17 protein-coding genes, 3 tRNA genes and 1 riboswitch are annotated in these 18,623 nt (G+C 61.8%); of the genes, 16 read left to right on the top strand and 4 right to left on the bottom strand.

Features of this window, described 5'->3' with window-relative positions; translation table 11 throughout:
* Positions 1-112: 112 nt before the first annotated feature.
* Positions 113-1,069, bottom strand: a complete 957-nt coding sequence (gene speB / locus MK6180000_RS07590; protein WP_138934185.1) for an agmatinase — start codon at positions 1,067-1,069, stop codon at positions 113-115.
* Positions 1,070-1,204: 135 nt separating this feature from the next.
* On the opposite strand from speB, the gene guaB reads away from it, so the two are divergent.
* The 13 genes from guaB (at position 1,205) to MK6180000_RS07520 (ending at position 12,916) form a co-directional block, all read left to right on the top strand.
* Entirely contained in the window at positions 1,205-2,653 is a 1,449-nt protein-coding gene (guaB, locus tag MK6180000_RS07585) for an IMP dehydrogenase (protein WP_138934184.1), read from the top strand.
* A gap of 818 nt (positions 2,654-3,471) precedes the next feature.
* A complete protein-coding gene (locus MK6180000_RS07580; protein ID WP_138934183.1) occupies positions 3,472-3,741 on the top strand; it encodes a hypothetical protein in 270 nt (89 codons plus the stop codon).
* A gap of 3 nt (positions 3,742-3,744) precedes the next feature.
* On the top strand, positions 3,745-5,016 hold the full coding sequence (locus MK6180000_RS07575) for a right-handed parallel beta-helix repeat-containing protein (protein ID WP_138934182.1): 1,272 nt from the start codon (positions 3,745-3,747) through the stop codon (positions 5,014-5,016).
* Positions 5,017-5,364: 348 nt separating this feature from the next.
* Positions 5,365-5,943, top strand: coding sequence for a histidine phosphatase family protein (locus MK6180000_RS07570; RefSeq protein ID WP_138934181.1), 579 nt, complete (start codon positions 5,365-5,367; stop codon positions 5,941-5,943).
* A 111-nt stretch (positions 5,944-6,054) separates the two neighbouring features.
* A tRNA-Val gene (locus tag MK6180000_RS07565) sits at positions 6,055-6,130 on the top strand.
* A 135-nt stretch (positions 6,131-6,265) separates the two neighbouring features.
* Positions 6,266-6,475: riboswitch (cobalamin riboswitch) on the top strand.
* 140 nt (positions 6,476-6,615) lie between these two features.
* Complete coding sequence (locus MK6180000_RS07560) at positions 6,616-8,409, top strand: TonB-dependent receptor plug domain-containing protein (RefSeq protein ID WP_138934180.1); 1,794 nt, start codon at positions 6,616-6,618, stop codon at positions 8,407-8,409.
* 64 nt (positions 8,410-8,473) lie between these two features.
* On the top strand, positions 8,474-9,280 hold the full coding sequence (locus MK6180000_RS07555) for an ABC transporter substrate-binding protein (protein ID WP_246040455.1): 807 nt from the start codon (positions 8,474-8,476) through the stop codon (positions 9,278-9,280).
* A complete protein-coding gene (locus MK6180000_RS07550) occupies positions 9,277-10,260 on the top strand; it encodes a FecCD family ABC transporter permease (protein ID WP_138934178.1) in 984 nt (327 codons plus the stop codon). Before MK6180000_RS07555 ends, MK6180000_RS07550 begins: the two co-directional genes overlap by 4 nt.
* Positions 10,257-11,018 carry an ABC transporter ATP-binding protein gene (locus MK6180000_RS07545; protein ID WP_138934177.1) on the top strand — a complete coding sequence of 254 codons (762 nt, stop codon included), beginning with the start codon at positions 10,257-10,259 and terminating at the stop codon, positions 11,016-11,018. The genes MK6180000_RS07550 and MK6180000_RS07545 overlap by 4 nt, the downstream gene beginning before the upstream one ends.
* Complete coding sequence (locus tag MK6180000_RS07540) at positions 11,015-11,689, top strand: adenosylcobinamide amidohydrolase (RefSeq protein WP_138934176.1); 675 nt, start codon at positions 11,015-11,017, stop codon at positions 11,687-11,689. Before MK6180000_RS07545 ends, MK6180000_RS07540 begins: the two co-directional genes overlap by 4 nt.
* Positions 11,690-11,800: 111 nt before the next feature.
* Positions 11,801-11,877 (top strand) — tRNA-Asp (locus MK6180000_RS07535).
* Positions 11,878-12,034: 157 nt separating this feature from the next.
* Positions 12,035-12,111 (top strand) — tRNA-Asp (locus tag MK6180000_RS07530).
* Between the two features lie 358 nt (positions 12,112-12,469).
* Entirely contained in the window at positions 12,470-12,916 is a 447-nt protein-coding gene (locus MK6180000_RS07520; protein ID WP_138934174.1) for a type II toxin-antitoxin system RatA family toxin, read from the top strand.
* Here the strand turns inward: MK6180000_RS07520 and MK6180000_RS07515 are convergent.
* Genes MK6180000_RS07515 through MK6180000_RS07505 form a run of 3 tightly spaced genes read right to left on the bottom strand, consistent with a single transcriptional unit; the run spans position 12,907 to position 15,001 of the window.
* The gene (locus tag MK6180000_RS07515) at positions 12,907-13,380 is read right to left on the bottom strand and encodes a CinA family protein (RefSeq protein WP_138934173.1); all 474 of its coding nucleotides are present in this window, start codon (positions 13,378-13,380) and stop codon (positions 12,907-12,909) included. The genes MK6180000_RS07520 and MK6180000_RS07515 overlap by 10 nt on opposite strands.
* Positions 13,377-13,874, bottom strand: coding sequence for a phosphatidylglycerophosphatase A family protein (locus MK6180000_RS07510; RefSeq protein ID WP_138934172.1), 498 nt, complete (start codon positions 13,872-13,874; stop codon positions 13,377-13,379). Before MK6180000_RS07510 ends, MK6180000_RS07515 begins: the two co-directional genes overlap by 4 nt.
* Entirely contained in the window at positions 13,871-15,001 is a 1,131-nt protein-coding gene (locus MK6180000_RS07505) for a bifunctional 2-C-methyl-D-erythritol 4-phosphate cytidylyltransferase/2-C-methyl-D-erythritol 2,4-cyclodiphosphate synthase (RefSeq protein WP_138934171.1), read from the bottom strand. The genes MK6180000_RS07510 and MK6180000_RS07505 overlap by 4 nt, the downstream gene beginning before the upstream one ends.
* Positions 15,002-15,097: 96 nt before the next feature.
* Here MK6180000_RS07505 and dusB point away from each other — a divergent pair, with 96 nt between their 5' ends.
* Genes dusB through MK6180000_RS07490 form a run of 3 tightly spaced genes read left to right on the top strand, consistent with a single transcriptional unit; the run spans position 15,098 to position 18,530 of the window.
* Entirely contained in the window at positions 15,098-16,102 is a 1,005-nt protein-coding gene (dusB, locus tag MK6180000_RS07500) for a tRNA dihydrouridine synthase DusB (RefSeq protein ID WP_246040454.1), read from the top strand.
* Positions 16,099-17,175 carry a two-component system sensor histidine kinase NtrB gene (locus tag MK6180000_RS07495; protein ID WP_138934170.1) on the top strand — a complete coding sequence of 359 codons (1,077 nt, stop codon included), beginning with the start codon at positions 16,099-16,101 and terminating at the stop codon, positions 17,173-17,175. The genes dusB and MK6180000_RS07495 overlap by 4 nt, the downstream gene beginning before the upstream one ends.
* Positions 17,175-18,530: a response regulator gene (locus MK6180000_RS07490; RefSeq protein ID WP_138934169.1), complete on the top strand. Its 1,356-nt coding sequence runs from the start codon at positions 17,175-17,177 to the stop codon at positions 18,528-18,530. The genes MK6180000_RS07495 and MK6180000_RS07490 overlap by 1 nt, the downstream gene beginning before the upstream one ends.
* Positions 18,531-18,623: the final 93 nt, after the last annotated feature.

Here is an 18,623-nt window from a genome sequence, read left to right as displayed (position 1 = left end):
TCGAGTGCTTTCGGTTCGTATCCTGTGCGATGCGATCAATTGACGCCCTGCTTCTTGGGCGCCAGCGGTTTGAATAATGGCGATCCTTGCCCGCCTCCGTGCGGCAAAGTGGTTAGCCCTGCCGCGCATGCATGATAAAGCCTAGGAAATTAAGCAGCACCTGTGCCGCCAAGATCGATGTGCCGTCGGTGGGATCATAGGCCGGTGCAACCTCGACCAAATCCATGCCGACCACCTCATGGGTCTGCGCGACCTTCTGCAGCAACTCCAGCACTTCGTAGTAGAGAAATCCACCATGGCTGGGGGTGCCGGTGCCCGGCGCGATGGATGGGCAGAAGCCGTCTATATCCAGCGTAACATAGACGCGCGCGCCTGCGGGAATGCGGGCGGCCAGCGCGTCAGCCGTCAAGGCGCGGCACTGCCGAACGGACAAGATGTCAGACCCCATGGCACGCGCGGCGTCGTAGCCATCCTTGGCGGTGGAGCTGACGTTGCGGATGCCGAGCTGGGTCAGACCGGTGACATACGGTTTCTCGGCGGCGCGGCGCATCGGATTGCCGTGACCATTTCGCACGCCATGCCGCTCGTCCACGAAATCAAGATGCGCATCTATCTGCAGAATGTGGATGTCGCCACGTCCTTCAAACGCGTCGATGCATGGGATATTAACCGAATGATCGCCACCGATGATGACGGGCAGGGCACCCGCATCCAGAATTGCGCGCACGCCCTCGGCAATGTTCGCGTGGCTCTGCGCCGTGTCTGTGTGGATAATGTCGGCATCCCCAATGTCGACGATGCGTGCGTCCGCACCCAGATAGGTTACATCATCCTCATGGTCATACGCGCCGCCATGGCCAAAGCTGAACAGCGTCGACGCCTCGCGTACCGAGCGGGGCCCAAAGCGCGCACCGGGCCGGAATTGCGTGCCGCCGTCAAAGGGTGCGCCGAGGATCGCGATATCGGCATCAATAGCGCTCCAATCGGCGACATAGGGCCGCTTGCCAAAGGTCGAAATGCCGACGAAGGGAAGGTTCAGCCGCCCGCTATCGTAGTCGTTTCCGCTCATCAGGTGACCTCCAGTTACAGGTGTGATGGCAGTTAGCCGCGCGGCCCGCATCGCGGCAAGATATGTTTTGCCTTTCGCATGGGAGGTATCCGTGAAATAGGGACTTGCCAAACGATCTGTTCATGGAGAAACGTGATGAAGATTCGTGAGGCTTTGACCTTCGATGATGTCCTACTTGTTCCCGCCGCGTCGACCGTGCTCCCCAGCACCGCCGATACACGCACGCGAGTAACGCAATCGATATCGCTCAATATCCCATTACTAAGCTCGGCGATGGACACCGTGACAGAGTCGCGCATGGCGATCTGCATGGCGCAATCGGGCGGGATGGGCGTGATCCACCGCAATTTCGACGTGGCCGAGCAGGCCAGTGAAGTGCGCCGGGTGAAACGATTTGTCTCAGGCATTGTTTACAATCCCATCACTCTGACGCCCGATCAGACGCTGGCCGATGCCAAGGCGCTGCAAGAGCAGTACCGCGTCACCGGCTTTCCGGTTGTCGACGGCTCGGGCCGGGTTGTGGGAATAGTGACAAACCGCGATATGCGGTTTGCACAGGATGAGGCGACACCAATCAGGGCGATGATGACGTCGGATGATCTGGCAATTCTGCAGGAGCCCGCCGATCTGGAAGAGGCGCGGTCTCTTATGAAGGCTCGCCGCATCGAGAAGCTGCTCGTGACTGACGGTAAGGGCAAGCTGACCGGTCTTTTGACGCTGAAGGATACGGAGCAGGCGGTGCTGAATCCAGTCGCCTGCAAGGATAGCCTGGGCCGACTGCGCGTGGCCGCTGCTACGACAGTCGGCGACGCCGGTTTTGAGCGGAGCCAAGCGCTAATTGATGCGGGCTGCGACATGATCGTGATCGACACCGCCCACGGCCATTCGGCAGGCGTGGCCGAGGCGGTGCGCCGCGCCAAGAAAATCGCCGGCGATGTGCAGATTGTCGCGGGCAATGTCGCTACCGGCGACGCAGTGCGCGCACTGATTGATGCGGGCGCAGATGCTGTCAAGGTTGGGATCGGACCGGGTAGCATTTGTACCACCCGCATGGTCGCGGGTGTGGGCGTGCCTCAATTGACTGCGATCATGGATTGCGCCGCCGCTGCGGGCGACATTCCTATCATCGCGGATGGTGGCATCAAATTTTCAGGTGATTTTGCCAAGGCAATCGCCGCCGGCGCCTCCTGCGCGATGGTTGGCAGCATGATTGCCGGCACGGACGAAAGCCCCGGCGAGATGATCCTGTTTCAAGGCCGATCCTACAAGGCGTATCGCGGAATGGGTAGCCTTGGCGCGATGGCGCGCGGCAGTGCCGATCGCTATTTCCAAAAGGATGCGGCGAGCGACAAGCTGGTCCCGGAAGGGATCGAAGGGCAGGTGCCTTACAAGGGTGCGGCGGGCACGGTCGTGCATCAGTTGGTCGGCGGCCTGCGCGCTGCGATGGGCTATACTGGTTGTGCCACCGTCGAAGAGATGCGGCAGAATTGCGAATTCGTGCGCATCACTGGCGCGGGCCTCAGCGAGAGCCATGTGCATGACGTTCAGATCACGCGAGAGTCGCCGAATTACCGGATCGGATAACGCCATACTTTACTACTGTTTGAGGGGCTGGGGTGAGTAATCTCCCAGTCCCTTTTGCTTGAAGAGACGGCAGCACGGGCCTGAAACCGGGAATTCGCGGCTCGAACGGGCAGTACTTGTTCCGACGCTGTCGAAGATGATCCTCGCTGAGGTGGCAAGGGTAAACATCTAAGCTCTTTCAACCGCCGTGGTTGTGATCCTGTGCGGCAGACCCTTGGCTTATCTGAAAGCTGCGCCTGCCGCTTAACCGGGAATCATCGTTCAATGATTCCAAGGGCCTCTGGTGCTTGCGGACAAAGAACGACTGACAGAGAATATCATCGCGCTGACAGATAGTTCCGGCGCTAAAAGCAGTCTGAAAAGGGATTCTGGAATCGCCGAAAGGGGATGCCGCATGGAATTGGAGATGCTGCAAAGGCATCTTTTATGCGAACCACGATAAGTCGGTGGTAGAGTGGATCCAGCGGCAGGAACGGCTGAAAGTCCGGCAAATGCAGCCAAGGACGTCTCAGCTTTGGCTGAGGTCCAGCTCGTGCATCCGGCTGTGGCCAGAGATCCGAAAACCATGTTTTGCCCTATCGCGTTGTTAAGTAGCAAAGCGGTGGCGGGCGCGTTTTTCACCCCATTATTATCATTTTTGAGTACGCGAAGATGGCCAAGTAATACGGGGGCCGCGCATTAAGCGTCTGCCGTGAATGTGTGTTTGGCACAGCGGACCACGCTCGAGGGTCACCTGCGCGCGCATCATTAATCTGATCGACACCGGATGCAGCGATGAATCCGAGACGACACCCCAAAAACCCCAAAATGAGGAAAGAATGACTTCAACAATCGACATCATCGTTCATGGCAGACCCGGTCGTGCCTCCGCGAACTTCGGAGGACTTCAGGCCTGTCTGCAGGAGGCCACTTGTAATGACACGCTTGGCCACAAGACGGCGACTGTCACCTCTGCATCGGTCGGCGCTCCATCCAAGTTCATGACTACAGGCGCTTTTCCGGCACTGCAAGGTATCGCCGACGGCAAATCATTCGCACTTGGTCGTAAGAAACCTGCCGACTTCCAACCCAACTTTACAGGAGAATAGTTTATGAAATACACATCCTTTAAGCTCATCCAAGCTGTCAACGGCGGCGAAATTCGAGAAGGCGATAACAGCCTGCTCGTGCGCAAAAATGCGGACGGATCGCATGAGTATTTGGTGTCTAACGACGCGGGCTTGTGGCAAGGGCTGAAAGTCGAGATTGCGGATATCGTTACGCCGAACCCTGATCCAGATCCAACACCCGATCCCGACCCGATCCCCGACCCAGATCCAACACCCGACCCTGATCCGACCCCCGACCCCACTCCGACACCTACCCCAGATCCCGTTGCGGCTGACATCAATGGCCCGGCTGAACTGGCAACAGCGCTGTCCGCTGGTAGTGGAGCGTTCACATTGGCGGGTGGTGCTTACGGCGCGCTGCCGACCGTGCCCAACGGCACCACGCTTACGGCGGCCGATCCGGCAAACCCGCCGGTATTCTCGGCAAGCTCGATTAATGGGCGCGATGGAATCACCTTGGATGGCCTGCGCTTCAAGCATGTCTTTGCTACTGGCGATGGCGATGCGAAGGACGTCCTTTACCTTACGAACATCACAAACCTCGTCATGAAGAATTGCATGGTTGAAGGCGACCGCAACGAAAATGGTTCTTGCATCGGGCGTGGTATTCGTCTCTGGGGCGGCAGCGATATTCTGTTTGCCGATAACGAAATCCATACCATCTGGAAGGCTATCGGCATCACTGGGGATAACGTCACGCTGCGTGGTAGTAACATCCACACCTACCGCTCGGATGGCGTAAACACCGGGGCCGTCAACAACTTCCTGATGGAGGGCAACTATATCCACGATGCCGACACGGTCGAGTTTCCGTCAGACCACCGCGACAGCGTCCAGTTGATGGGTGCGGCGGATGGCGTGATCATCCGAAACAATTTCTTGGATATGAACCAAGGCCTTTATTCGCAGTCGCTCTGGTCCGACAACAAGCAGTTCATGGACAACGTTACGGTGGAGGACAACGTGATTATTGCCTCTCACACGAACGGGATCGCGCTGCACAATATCGGCAAGATCGACATGACGGGAAACGAGATGGTCTGGCTCCCTCGCGACAATGCTGCTTCACAAGGCGTTCAAACGCCCAAGGTGAACATCAGCTCAGGCCAAGCGACGGTAACGGGCAACACTGTGCCGGGCATCGTGTCGCCCTCGGGTGTTGATGCGCTGAACACGATCCAGGACGGCGACGTTGATGCCTCGCGGGCAGCAGCACGTGCCGATTCTCGCTGGGCGCATTTCTTCGGCGGCTAAGAGCCGGAGCGTGCAATCGACCCTGGCACGACCGGAAGGCGTAATAAGATCAGCATTGCTTATACAGACAGCGGCGTGGCGAAAATCACATTGAGCGCCGTTGTTGATGCTGAAGGTCTTGTGCTTACTAGAGGCTGCGCGTGATAAATCAGGCACGGTGGCGGTGACCAATACATGGTCACCGCCACCGTCATTCGGAGGTAGCACAACATGTTCGCTGTGCACCTTGACCGGCCCCTTTGAAGCTGGCTATAGCGCGCTGTTCAACCAATTTCGCGTAAATTGGGCTAGTGTCGAGCAATTAAGCCCTTACCAGGACCGTCTTTTTTAATCTCAGTGAGCTGCCCAATGCCTGAACGAAATATCCCAGATTGGCCGGACATTTGGTTTTTACGCCACGGGCAGACCGAATGGAACTTGGCCGGGCGTATTCAAGGCCGTCTAGACTCGCCGCTGACGGCACTAGGGCGCGCGCAGGCGCAGCAGCAGGCGCGGCTGATCCAAATCATCGCCGCCCGCGTTGCGTTCGGTGGGGGCGGTATCTATGTCTCGCCCCTTGGACGTGCTCGGCAGACTGCGGCGCTGGCGCTCGCGGGTTATGAGACGGTGATGGACGCGCGGCTTTCCGAGATAGATACAGGCGCATGGGAGGGGCGATTGAAGGCCGAATTGCCGCACGGTGCAAACGATCTGGAAATCTATGCAGCGGCACCGGATGGTGAAGGGCTGGAGGCGCTGATCGCACGCGTCCGCACCTTCGGGGATACATTGGCCGGACCTAGTATCGTTGTGGCGCATGGACTTTTGGGGCAGGTGCTGCGCGGGCTGGCCACGGGGGTGGCGCCTGCTCAAATGGGCAATCAGGACAACGCTCAGGGCTGCATTTATCATCTCAGTGGGGGTGTGGAAAAGCGGCTTGATGCATAGGTGGCCCAGCGCCGTTTTTCATTATTGACCATGCTTTTGAGCTTAGCACCTGAGAGACAGCGCGACACGCGCTCTTGCCAGATCGTCCGCCTGACGCTAAAGCGGCGGCACGGGTGGTTAGCTCAGTTGGTAGAGCGTTTCGTTTACACCGAAAATGTCGGGGGTTCGAGCCCCTCACCACCCACCATTTTCCCGCATTAGATCAATCTCTTACGGCGAAAACCGCGCCTGGCTTGCGGTGCGCGGCGGGCACGTGTTGCACTGGCGCGCCACGAATCTAACGTTATGTAACTTTTCCTCTTCCCCGCGAGGATAGGCTGCGCTAGGCAGGATGCACTTCGGTCTGGGCGGTTCGCCGTCTGGATAATAGGGAATGCGGTACGGCGCCTCTTGCGCCAAGTCCGTGACTGCCCCCGCAACTGTAAGTGGCGAGCGAAGCCGGAAACATGTCACTGCCGCATTCGCGCGGCGGGAAGGCCCGGCCAAGCGTTGACCCGCAAGTCAGGAGACCTGCCGAAGTGTTCACCCTGTCCGGGCGCGGGAGGCGTCATGGGCAACGGATTTTTCCGGTGTGGTGGCATTTTAGCCGCCTGCGGAAAGGCCAAAACGTCTCTTTCGCATGCAAAATCGTGACTTGCATCGCCCCACCGTCGGGCGTGACCGGAGACTTACATGAAACGTATTTTACTGACTTCGACTATTCTTACTGGCGCACTTGCCGCCACTGCGGCCACAGCGCAGCAAACCTATGATCTGGGCACGCTTGTTCTGTCGTCTAGCCTGACCCCGGTTGAGCTGGGGCGCACGGGCGCTACTGTCGAAGTGCTGGATGGGGATGACGCGGGCGCGCTTGATACCTCAGTGCTGGGCCGTCTCGACCGTTTGCCGGGTGTTAGCTCCATCTCAAATGGGGGCCTTGGCAACCTTGGCACGATCCAGATTCGCGGGCTGCCCGCGCGCTATGTGGGTGTGCGGATTAACGGCATTGATGTTGCCGATCCGTCCAACACGCAAAACCAGTTCAACTTTGGCGGGCTGACCGCGTCGGGCGTTGGCCGCATCGAAGTGCTGAAAGGCTCGCAATCTGCGCTCTACGGCTCCGAGGCGATTGCAGGTGTGGTCAGCATCACAACTTTTGTGCCGGAAGAGTTGGGATTTTCGGGTCAGGCGCAGGTAGAGGCCGGCGCGTTCAGCACTACTTCCGGCAGCATTAGCAGCGGCTATCGCAGCGATCGGGGCTATGTCGCGCTGAGCTACGGCCATATAAATACCGACGGCATTTCGGCCCGGTCCAGCGATACCGAGGATGACGGGTTTGAGCAAACGACCGCGGATATGACGGCCGCCTACGATGTCACCGATACGCTGACAATCGGCGGCGCGCTGCACTACCGCGACGGCGAGATCGAAATCGACCGTTCAACATCGAACTCATCGGGCATCAATTACTACACCGAGCAAGGCGCGCGCGTCTATGCCACGCTGCAGACCGGTGCGGTGACCCATACGCTGAGCTATAGCTATTTCGACATCGACCGCGATGATCCGAACGGTTTCACCACGACCTTCACCGGCGAGCGTCACAACATCGGCTACCTCGGCAGTGCGGAGTTGGGCGCAGCGACTGTGCTGACCTTCGGCATCGACCACACCGAAGAGAAGTTCACCTCCGGCACGGCGCGCGGGGACGAGGATGACACGTCGCTTAAGACCGAACTTCTGGTTGCGGCAACCGACCAGATCGATGTTTCGGCGGCGTTGCGATATGACGACGATTCCAGCTTTGGCGGTAAAACCACAGGCCGTCTGGCTGCTGTCTGGCGTCCGGTCCAGGATTTGGCGTTCCGCGCCGTCGTCGGCACCGGCTATCGTGCACCGTCGCTATACGAGCGGTTTGGGCCATTTGGTCTGGCAACACTTCAGCCCGAGGAAAGCCGCAGTTACGAGCTGGGCGTGGAAAAGACGTTTGGCACGCTTGGCTTTGCCAAGGCGACGATTTTCTACAACGAAATCGACGACTTAATTCAGTTTGCTGGCTCTAGTTACAATCAGGTTTCCGGCACGACAAAGTCAAAGGGTCTTGAGCTGTCGGGTGAGTATGCGCTTACCACTGCGATCAGCGCGTTTGGCGCCTACACCTTTACCGACGCGACGACCGATGGCGCGCGGCTGGTCCGGACGCCCAAGCATGACCTGGTCGTTGGCCTGCAGGGCGACTTTGGCGACCGCTGGTCTGCCTATGTGGATGTGCGCCGTGTCGCGGATGTGAAACCTAGCAGCTTTGCCCCTGCGGGAAACAAGGTGGGTGACTATACGCTAGTCGGCGCAGGCGTCAGCTATGACGTATCGCCCAACGCCGAGATCTATCTGCGCGTCGAAAACCTGACCGATGAGGACTACGAGACGGCGGGCGGCTTTAATCAGCCGGGCCGCGCGGCGTATCTTGGGCTTCGTGCGAGCTTTTGATCGCATAAAATCGCTTGCGGCGTCCGCTATCTTGGCGGGCGCTGCATTGACTTGCGGCGCGCCCGTGGCGGCAGAAGCGCCGCAGCGCGTCGTTTCTATCAACCTTTGCACCGATCAGCTGGCAATGCTGCTGGCGGGCGAGGGGCAGCTGATATCAGTCAGCCGAATTGCGCTGGACCGCCGCGTATCGGCGATGGCTGACCGCGCGCAGGACTACATCATCAACGCAGGCCGCGCCGAGGAGGTGCATGTGATGCGCCCCGATCTGGTGGTCGCTGGCGTCTACACATCGCGCGATACGATCGCGATGCTGCGCCGCCTCGGGATTGAGGTGGTGCTGTTTGATATCGTGAAATCACTGGATCAGGTGCGGATGCGTATCCAGGAAATGGGCGAGGCGTTGGGACGGCAAGATGCGGCACGCGCCATGGTCGCGCAGTTCGACGCCGATCTGGCAACACTGCGCAGCGAGGCGGCGCGCGGCGGCGCGCCGGGGCCGAATGCGCCGCGCGCCGCTCTCTATTATGCCAATGGCTACACCTCGGGCGAAAATTCTCTGGCCAACGACATCCTGTCGGCGGCAGGGTTGCGCAATGCGCCCGCCGAGGCGGGGTATGATTGGGGCAAGCTGCCGCTGGAGATCCTTGCGCTTATTGATCCCGATCTGGTCATCACGTCGCGCCGCTATCCCGGCGGCAGCCGCGCGGAGGAGGTTATGGATCATCCCATCGTCGGCACGATGCGCGGACAAAGCGCGGCGCTGACCGATCAGGACTGGGTGTGTGGCACACCGTTCGTGCTGCGCGCTATTGGCGATATGGCCGATGCACGGCGCAGCGTCGAGGCGACCAGCGCGGGGACCGGCGGATGAGCCGCGTGACGATCCCTCTGGCGCTGGCGGTGTTTATTCTGTTTACCGCGTCGCTGCTGATCGGGCCTGCGGGTCTGGGCGTCGGCGATAGCCTGACAGCTCTCTGGCGGGGCGGTGATGGCCCCATCGCCATGGTCATGCGCCAGATTCGACTGCCGCGCGCGATCCTCGCGGTGATGATTGGGGCCAGCCTTGGCCTTGCTGGCGCCGCGATGCAGGGGTATCTGCGCAATCCGCTGGCCGAGCCGGGGCTGATCGGCGTGTCCGGCTCTGCCGCGCTGGGGGCGGTGCTGGCGATCCAGACAGGGCTGGCGGCCGCCTTTACGCTCGGCCTGCCGTTGGCTGCGCTGGCTGGCGCGCTTGGCGGGGTCGTGCTGGTCATGGCGTTGGCAGGCCCGCGCGGCGGTGCGTTGACGCTGATCCTTGCGGGTATCGCCATATCGGCGCTGGCCGGCGCACTTACCTCGCTGGTGCTAAACCTGTCGCCAAACCCGTTTGCCGCGAATGAGATTGTCTTTTGGATGATGGGGTCGCTCTCGGATCGCTCGATGGTGCATGTGTGGCTGGCGCTGCCGCTGATGGTGATCGGCTGGGTACTGCTGGGAACGCTTGGCCGGGGCTTGGATGCACTGACGCTGGGCGAGGATGCGGCGGGCGCGATGGGTATCAGCCTGACCCGGATGCGCCTTGTCCTTGTCATCGGCACTGCCTGCGTGGTGGGCGCGGCGACGGCGGTGGCGGGCGCTATCGGCTTTGTCGGGCTGGTCGTGCCGCATGTGCTGCGGCCTCTTGTCGGGGCGCGGCCCTCGCGCCTTTTATGGGCGTCGGCCTTGGGCGGTGCGATCATGTTGTTGGTCGCAGACATCGCTGTGCGCCTGATCTTGCCGTCCCAAGACCTCAAGCTAGGCGTGCTAACCGCCATCGTCGGCGCGCCGGTGTTCCTGCACCTGATATTCAAGACGCGGAAGGACGGGATATGACCCTTCTTGAGCTTGACCGGCTCGGCGTTACCCTTCGCGGGCGAAGCATATTTCAGGACGTAAGCCTCAGCATCGCGCCGGGCGAGCTCGTTGGATTGATCGGCCCGAACGGTGCGGGCAAGACGACGCTGATGCGCGCGGCACTGGGCTTGATTCCATCGACTGGTCACAGCTCGCTTGCCGCTATGGCCCCCCGTGCGCGGGCGAAATGCGCCGCATGGATGCCGCAATCTCGCGAGATCGCGTGGCCCGTCACCGTTGAGACGCTGGTGATGCTGGGCCGCGTGCCACATCTGGGCGCAGGCCAGCGCACCGCCCCCGAGGATCATGCGGCGACCGAGGCCGCGATCGCGCGCATGGGCCTTGCCCCGCTGCGCCACCGCGCAGCAACGCGCCTGTCGGGAGGCGAGGCGGCGCGGGCCTTGATCGCGCGCGCGCTTGCGCAGGAGACGCCCCTTTTGATGGCGGATGAGCCGACGGCGGGCCTTGACCCTGCACACCAGATCTCGACGATGGAGACGTTCGCGGCGTTGGCCGCCTCGGGTAAGTCATGTCTCGTGTCACTGCACGATCTGGGCCTTGCCGTGCGGCACTGCACGCGCCTGATCCTGCTGGCGCCGGGCGGCGGTCTGGTCGCTGATGGCGCGCCTTTTGCAGTTTTGACGCCCGAGCGTCTGGATGAGGTGTTTGGTATCGAGGCGGCGTTTCGCGATGGCGAGGATGGCCCCCTCTTTCAGCCCTTGCGCGTGACGAGATGAGCCGCCTTACGCTGGACGCGCCGTGGCTGGAATTCGACCTTGGTGCCGATATGCAGGTGCTAAGCTGGGCGATAAATCGCCCCGGCATGGTCATCGCACGCCGGATATTATGGCGCGAAGTGCGCAACGCAGACCTCCCCGCGGATCTGGACGTAGAGGCGTGGCTACATGGCGCGCTGGAGGCACGCGGCGCACTGGATGCGGTGACGTTCCTGACGTCTCGCGACATTACGTTTCATCACGTGGCCGAGGTGCAGGTAGAGGGCGTGTCCGCCATCGCCGTCGCCACTGCCGGTCTGTCGAACGCTGAGCGGATCGGGTATCGCATGGACCGTAGCGGTCAGAATTGGGGCACCATAAACGTCGCACTTAGGCTGGATGCGGGGCAGGGCGCGAGCCACCCGGCCGGGCTGACGGAGGCGGCCATGATTGAGGCGCTCAGCATCGCCGCATCCGCGCGCACCGCGGCAGTGATGGACGCGGGCCTCGACCTGCCTAAGGGCCGCGCAACCGGAACTGGAACCGACTGCATCGCAGTTGCGGCGCTGCGCGGCACTGTATCCTATGCCGGGATGCACACCGCCTTGGGCGAGGCGGCTGGGCGCGCTGTCTATGACGCAGTGCATGCCGGCGCGGCGGAGTGGATGCAGACGGTGCGGGGCTGCCTCTGACAACGGCCAGAATGCCAACAGATTGCTGCAACTGTCGCTTGACGCCCCTCAAACCGCCGACTAAAGACAGCGGGCGCGATGGTGTCCTATGGCACGGCGCGCTTGCAGTGGGCGGTTGTAGCTCAGTTGGTTAGAGTACCGGCCTGTCACGCCGGGGGTCGCGGGTTCGAGTCCCGTCAACCGCGCCACCGCTGCAGACTATCCTAAATTTCACATCAGATCGCAGATAACCCAGCGGCCCGCCGCGGTAGTATCCCTTGCAAGATAAAATCGCGCAAGCGGCGCGGAAACGCCTCTTTTCGCCATTGACGGGTCGGGATTGCTCAACTATCCCCAACGCCACGCGCGGTTGTAGCTCAGTTGGTTAGAGTACCGGCCTGTCACGCCGGGGGTCGCGGGTTCGAGTCCCGTCAACCGCGCCACTTTACCCACCTTTGCCCAAGCGATAGGCCACGTGAGCTTTGCCGTTCAATACGTTGTAATACCGCACATATTACCGCGTTACGGCCTATAGCCCCGTTGCGTCGCGCGATCCGGTGTTAATGCGTCTGGCCAGCCATAAAATCGCTCCACCGCATAGAGCGCGGCACATACGGCGATGATCGCAAGGACAAACTTGACTCGTCCCGCACTAGGCGGATTTTGCGCCCAACTGGTCATCCTCAAGAGCCAGCGACTGTTCATTCATCTACCTCCAAAAAGGCTGCAACCCCTTGTCATTTGCACGTTGGTCCATGACATAGGACACCACAATCACGCGAATATACCCCGGAGGCGGCCTTGCCCACCCATTCCGAAACCCGACATTTGCCCTATAGCGCGCAGCAGATGTACGATCTGGTCGCAGACGTGGGCAACTACCCCGAATTCCTGCCATGGACCGCCGCCGCGCGCGTGCGCAGCCGGACCAAGCAGACAAATGGCAGTGAGGTGATGGAGGCAGATCTGGTCATCAGCTTCAAGGTGTTCCGCGAGACGTTTGCCAGCCGCGTGACGCTGTTTCCGGACGATATGAAGATCGACACGCAATATCTGGACGGACCATTCAAGCACATGATTTCCAATTGGAAATTCGCCGACGCTGAGGGTGGTTGCACCGTTCACTTCTTTGTCGATTTCGAATTTCGCAATCGCATTTTGCAATCGGCTGCTGGGCTCTTCTTTTATGACGCGATGCAGCGAATCGTACGCGCGTTCGAGCGGCGCGCGCAGGCCCTTTACGGCTGACCCAACGCTGCGGCCAGCAAAAATAGCGCGTGATCCCGCGCGGCGCCGCGCACACCAGCACGGCCGAGTGCTCCAAAATCCTTAACCTCGACGATCACAGCTTTGCCCTGCTGCGCCACACCAAAACAGACGCGGCCCTCAGGCTTGTGTTCTGACCCGCCGGGGCCGGCGATGCCGGTGATCGAGACTGCCAGCTGGGCCTGCGAATGGAGCATCGCGCCGGCGGCCATTTCTGCGGCTACTTCGGGGCTGATCGCGCCGTGCGCCTCAAGCGTTGCAGGCAATACGCCCAACATCTGAATTTTGGCATTATTAGAATAGGTTACAAACCCACGCTCAACCACATCCGAGCTGCCCGGCACGTCAGTTAGCGCGGCCATCACCATGCCGCCTGTGCAACTCTCTGCGGCGGCGATCATAACGCCAGCGGCGCGGGCGCGGGCCAAGACCTCGCGCGCCGTCATGATCCCATCACGCCATGTGCCAACGCCGCCAGCAGCGCCACGCAGATTGCGGCAAAGGCGCCTGCAATCACATCGTCCAGCATGACCCCTGAGGGCGTGTGGCGCCGGTCGGCCCAGCCGATCGGCCCAGGCTTGAGAATGTCGAAAAGGCGGAATAGCACAAAGGCCGCGATCCAGCCGGGCCAGAGCGCAAAGATGGATGCGCCCGCGTGCCAAGCACCGAATGACAGCGGCAGAAGGGCAATCCACTGGCCGACCACTTCGTCGATAACCACATGTGCGGGGTCGTGATCGTCCTCCCATCGGGTCACTTGCGTCGTCGCCCACAGCCCTTCGAAAAACGCCGCGATGATCGCAATCAATAGCAGCCACGGCCCGCCAATGATGTGGAGCAAAGCGGCCATCGGCAGCGCGACCAGCGATCCCCAAGTGCCCGGAGCAGGGCGCATGTATCCGACGCCGCCGACGGTCGCGATTATGGTCGCAAAATTCATGGCGCCACCAGCAGGACCGAGGCGAGCGCCGCAATCCCCTCCTCGCGGCCGGTAAAGCCAAGCCGCTCGGACGTGGTCGCCTTGACCGAAATGCGGTCTGCCGCAACGCCAGTGATGTCACTTAAGCGGGTTTGCATGGCGGCGGCCACCGGTCCGATTTTGGGCTGTTCGCAAACAAGAGTGAGGTCTATATTACTGATATTATATCCATTCTCGCGCACAAGTGCGGCGGCGTGCCGGAGGAACACATCACTCTCGGCCCCTTTCCACTGCGGGTCTGATGGTGGAAAATGCCGCCCGATATCGCCCATTGCCAACGCGCCATAGATCGCGTCGCAAATGGCGTGCAGCCCCACATCGGCATCTGAATGCCCCTGAAGGCCGCGCCCATGCGGCACCCGGACGCCGCACAGCATCACGTGATCGCCGGGGCCAAACCGGTGCACGTCATAGCCGTTGCCGATGCGAATATCCATTCTGCCTCTCAGTAGGGCGTCTGCCCGTGCGAAATCGGGGGGGTGCGTAATCTTGAGGTTATCGTCATCGCCCGGCACAATCACCACGTCAAGCCCGGCAGCCCGCGCCACCGCGACATCGTCTGGTGCATCGCCGTTATAGCTGAGGTGCGCAGCGAGAATCGCGGCAAAGTCAAAGCCCTGAGGCGTCTGCGCGCGGAAAAGGCCCGCGCGATCCTGCATCCCGGTCACCACACCGCCCTGGCCGGTCCAGAGCGCATCTGTAACAGCAATGGCCGGCGCGGCGGCGGGCGCACCCTCCAGCGCAGTCAGTACGCGGCGGATCAAGGCAGGCGAGGCGCAGGGGCGCGCAACGTCATGGATCAGGACGCGCGTGCAACCGGTGCCTTCAAGCGCCTCCAGTCCCGCCCGGACAGAGGCGGCGCGCGTTGCGCCCCCCGCAGTCACCGACACGCCTTCTGGTGGGGAAAATCTTGCAATCTCATCAGAGTGCAGCACGATCATCATGCGATCCACCTCTGGTACCGCCTGAAATGCACGGATGGTCCAGTCAATGACGCGCAGCCCAGCTAGCGGTTGCCACTGCTTGGGACGATCGCCGCCTGCGCGCGTTCCGCGTCCGGCGGCGACTATGATAACGGCGCATGTCATGGCCGGACGATAACGCGCTGCGCCGTCCCCCGCAATTCATTGCGGTCCGCGCCGCCGCCGCGTAGAAGTGCGGCTGAGCCACCGTGACGGATGCCCATGCGCCCAACCCTGACAGATCCTATCCTGACACACCTGATGCAGGCGCCGCCCGTCTTACTGGCGCCGATGGCGGGTATCACCGATTTGCCGTTTCGGAGCCTTGTTGCGCAGTTTGGCGCGGGGCTCGTCGTGAGCGAAATGATCGCGTGCCGCGAAATGGTACAAGCAAAGCCTTCGGCACGCGAAAAAGCCGAGTTGGGCTTTGGCGCGGCTGCAACCGCCGTTCAGATCGCGGGGTGCGAGGCGTATTGGATGGCTGAGGCTGCACGCATGGCTGAGGCCGGCGGCGCACGCATAATAGACATCAACATGGGCTGCCCCGCCAAAAAGGTGACACGCGCCGCCGGATCGGGCGCCGCCGGATCGGCGCTGATGCGCGATCCGGACCACGCGCGCACCCTGATCGAGGCGGTGGTGCGCGCGGTGAGTGTGCCTGTGACGCTCAAGATGCGGCTGGGCTGGGACGATGCAACGCACAACGCCGCCCTTCTGGCGCAGATGGCCGAAGAGGCAGGCGTGGCTATGGTCACCATCCACGGGCGCACGCGCTGCCAGTTCTACAAGGGCAGCGCCGACTGGGCAGCAATCGCCGCAGTCAAGGCGGTGGTTCGCATCCCCGTGATCGCCAACGGCGATATCACCGGGCCAGACTCGGCTCGCCGGGCGCTGGCGTCCTCAAAAGCGGACGGCGTAATGATCGGACGCGGCGCGCAAGGGCGCCCCTGGGCGCTGGCCGAAGTGGCGCATGCAGTTTATGGCGCGCCCGCGCCGCCCGTCCCGCAGGGCGGCGCGCTGGCTGATATGATCGGCACGCATTACGAGGCTATGCTGTCGTTCTATGGCGCAGATTTGGGCCTGCGCGTGGCGCGTAAACATCTGGGCTGGTATCTGGAGCGGTCCGGCGCGGGCCTACGCCGCAGCATCCTGACGGCGGGGGATCCTGCGATCGTTCTGCGCCTGATACCCGATGCAGTGGACAGCTGTGAAAGGATGGCTGCATGACGCCCGGCGCACTTGATGATGCATTGATTTGGGCGGCGCTGCCCGTGCCGGCGCTACTGTTGGATACGGATGACTGCATCACACAAATCAATCCGGCTGCCGAGACGTTTCTGGGGGCCTCTGCCCGCAGCGCCTCCGGGCGAGCTTTGCGAGACTTGATGCAGCTGGATGCGCCGCTGGGCGCTGCATTAGCGCGGGCACGCAGCGATTCCGCCCCGCTTTTTGTGGGTGAGGTCGGGATCGCGGCGGCGGGGCGCGCGCCGGTTCAGTGCAGCTTGCAATGCGCGCCCATGGGTACGGATGGCGCCTTGCTGATGTTGGTCTCCCCGCGCGCGATGTCGGGCGGCATGGTGCAGGATGCGCCCTCGCGCAGCGCTGCACGCTCGGTCATTGGCATGGCGGAAATGCTGGCGCACGAAATTAAAAATCCGTTGGCGGGTATCACCGGCGCCGCGCAACTTCTGTCGATGAGTTTGAGCAGCGAAGATCGCGAGCTGACTGATCTGATCGTCAGCGAGAGCCGCCGGATCGTCGCGCTGCTGGGCCAAGTCGAGAGTTTTGGCAACCTTGCGCCGCCGAGCCGCCGCGCCGTCAACATCCATGACGTGCTGGTACGCGCGCGGCGCAGCGCGCAACTGGGCTTTGCCGCCGACATGAAGATTATCGAGGATTATGATCCATCGGTGCCAGATGCATGGGCGGACCCAGATATGTTGCTACAGGTGCTTCAAAACCTTCTAAAGAACGCGGCCGAGGTTGCGGCGTCAGAGGGCGGTACGATCACACTACGCAGCTATTTTGAACAAGGCGTGCACCTTCGCGGTGGCACCGGCGCGCCGCTGCCGCTTCAGATTGAGGTGGTCGATGACGGTCCCGGCGTGCCGCCATCGCTGTCGGGCAGTCTGTTCGAGCCGTTCGTGTCCGGACGGGAGAATGGCACAGGTCTGGGCCTTGCATTGGCTGCACAAATAATAGCCGCGCATGACGGCTGGATCTCGGTCACATCGCGGCCCGGTCGCACAGTTTTTAGGTTGTCGCTGCCACTGGCGACGCATGAAGGGAGGGCTGTCTGATGGATGGCACGGTTCTGGTCGCGGATGACGATCGCACGATCCGCACGGTTCTGTCGCAGGCGCTGACGCGGGCGGGGTGCAAGGTGCACGCAACGTCCAGCCTGACGACTTTGATGCGCTGGATCGGCGAGGGGATGGGCGACGCCGTAATCTCGGACGTGATGATGCCAGATGGGAACGGCCTAGAGATGCTGCCTAAAATCGCGGCCGACAGGCCAGGTCTGCCGGTCATCATCATCTCGGCGCAGAACACCGTCATGACGGCAATTCGCGCCGCCGAGGCTGAGGCGTGGGATTATCTGCCCAAGCCGTTCGACCTGCCTGATCTGATGGCGCGCACCGCGCGCGCGCTGGATAGCCGCCGCGCCGCACGTGCGCCGAACCCTGAGGCTGCCGCGCCTGAGGAGCTACCCATCGTCGGACAAAGCGCGCCCATGCAAGCGCTGTTTCGGGTGCTGGCGCGGGTAATGAACACCGATCTGCCGGTCTGGATCTCGGGCGAATCGGGGACGGGCAAATCGCTGATCGCGCGTGTCATTCACGACGTGTCGGATCGCCGCGCGCGTCCGTTCATCATCGCCGGGCCAGAGGGCCTAACGGGGCAGGGCGCCGCCGAAAAGATCCTTGAGCGGGCAGGCGGCGGCACGATCCTGCTGGACGGTCTGCATGACTTTGGCGCCGATGCGCAGATGCGCGCGCTACACCTGATTGACATTGCAGCGCAGGGCCATGGCCCGCACCCGCGGATCATGGCCACCGCACAGGTGGGCGCATTGGCTGGTCGGCTACGCGACGACCTTTATTACCGTCTCGCCGGCGCGGTCATCGACGTGCCCCCGCTGCGTGCGCGCGCCCAAGATATTGCACTGCTTACCACGCATTTTCTCTATCTGGCCGAGGAGGCGGGCGGTCATGCGCGCCGCCTTGCACCTGACGCGCTTGAGGCAATGTGCGCCCATGACTGGCCTGGTAACGTGCGCGAGCTGGAACATGCCGCGCGCCGCCTTTCGGAGGCGAGCCGCGCGCCGACCATTACAAAAAGCGAGGTAATGGGCCTTTTGTCGACGCGCGCCGCTGTGACCCCCCTTGCAGCCGCGCAAAGCGAAACGCTGTCTGATGCCGTCAGCACCCATGTGCAGCGCTATTTCGACCTGCATGATCAATTACTGCCACCGCCCGGCGTATATGCCCGCATTCTGCGCGAGGTTGAGGCGCCGCTGCTGCGAATCGCATTGGATGCCGTGGGCGGGAATCAGGCCAAATGCGCCGACCTGCTCGGCATCAATCGCAATACCTTGCGCAAAAAAATGACTGCGCTGGATATTGAGGTGACACGCCGCCGCAAATTGATGTAAAAGCGCAACAGACCTGTGGCGCAATTGGGCCTGCCCCTGTACGTGCCACTACATATTGTGGGCGAAGCTAGGCTTTGCCAGAGCTGTTGGGGG

This window comes from Roseovarius arcticus (assembly GCF_006125015.1).
Taxonomy (GTDB): domain Bacteria; phylum Pseudomonadota; class Alphaproteobacteria; order Rhodobacterales; family Rhodobacteraceae; genus Roseovarius; species Roseovarius arcticus.
Note: the sequence above shows the minus strand (reverse complement) of the source record. Positions and strands in the feature narration are given on the sequence as shown.

Excerpts from the sequence above, each read along its gene's own strand:
- speB (WP_138934185.1), bottom strand. The coding sequence starts at position 1,069 with ATGAGCGGAAACGACTACGATAGCGGGCGGCTGAACCTTCCCTTCGTC.
- guaB (WP_138934184.1), top strand. The coding sequence starts at position 1,205 with ATGAAGATTCGTGAGGCTTTGACCTTCGATGATGTCCTACTTGTTCCC.
- MK6180000_RS07580 (WP_138934183.1), top strand. The coding sequence starts at position 3,472 with ATGACTTCAACAATCGACATCATCGTTCATGGCAGACCCGGTCGTGCC.
- MK6180000_RS07575 (WP_138934182.1), top strand. The coding sequence starts at position 3,745 with ATGAAATACACATCCTTTAAGCTCATCCAAGCTGTCAACGGCGGCGAA.
- MK6180000_RS07570 (WP_138934181.1), top strand. The coding sequence starts at position 5,365 with ATGCCTGAACGAAATATCCCAGATTGGCCGGACATTTGGTTTTTACGC.
- MK6180000_RS07560 (WP_138934180.1), top strand. The coding sequence starts at position 6,616 with ATGAAACGTATTTTACTGACTTCGACTATTCTTACTGGCGCACTTGCC.
- MK6180000_RS07550 (WP_138934178.1), top strand. The coding sequence starts at position 9,277 with ATGAGCCGCGTGACGATCCCTCTGGCGCTGGCGGTGTTTATTCTGTTT.
- MK6180000_RS07545 (WP_138934177.1), top strand. The coding sequence starts at position 10,257 with ATGACCCTTCTTGAGCTTGACCGGCTCGGCGTTACCCTTCGCGGGCGA.
- MK6180000_RS07540 (WP_138934176.1), top strand. The coding sequence starts at position 11,015 with ATGAGCCGCCTTACGCTGGACGCGCCGTGGCTGGAATTCGACCTTGGT.
- MK6180000_RS07515 (WP_138934173.1), bottom strand. The coding sequence starts at position 13,380 with ATGACGGCGCGCGAGGTCTTGGCCCGCGCCCGCGCCGCTGGCGTTATG.
- MK6180000_RS07510 (WP_138934172.1), bottom strand. The coding sequence starts at position 13,874 with ATGAATTTTGCGACCATAATCGCGACCGTCGGCGGCGTCGGATACATG.
- MK6180000_RS07505 (WP_138934171.1), bottom strand. The coding sequence starts at position 15,001 with ATGACATGCGCCGTTATCATAGTCGCCGCCGGACGCGGAACGCGCGCA.
- dusB (WP_246040454.1), top strand. The coding sequence starts at position 15,098 with ATGCGCCCAACCCTGACAGATCCTATCCTGACACACCTGATGCAGGCG.
- MK6180000_RS07495 (WP_138934170.1), top strand. The coding sequence starts at position 16,099 with ATGACGCCCGGCGCACTTGATGATGCATTGATTTGGGCGGCGCTGCCC.
- MK6180000_RS07490 (WP_138934169.1), top strand. The coding sequence starts at position 17,175 with ATGGATGGCACGGTTCTGGTCGCGGATGACGATCGCACGATCCGCACG.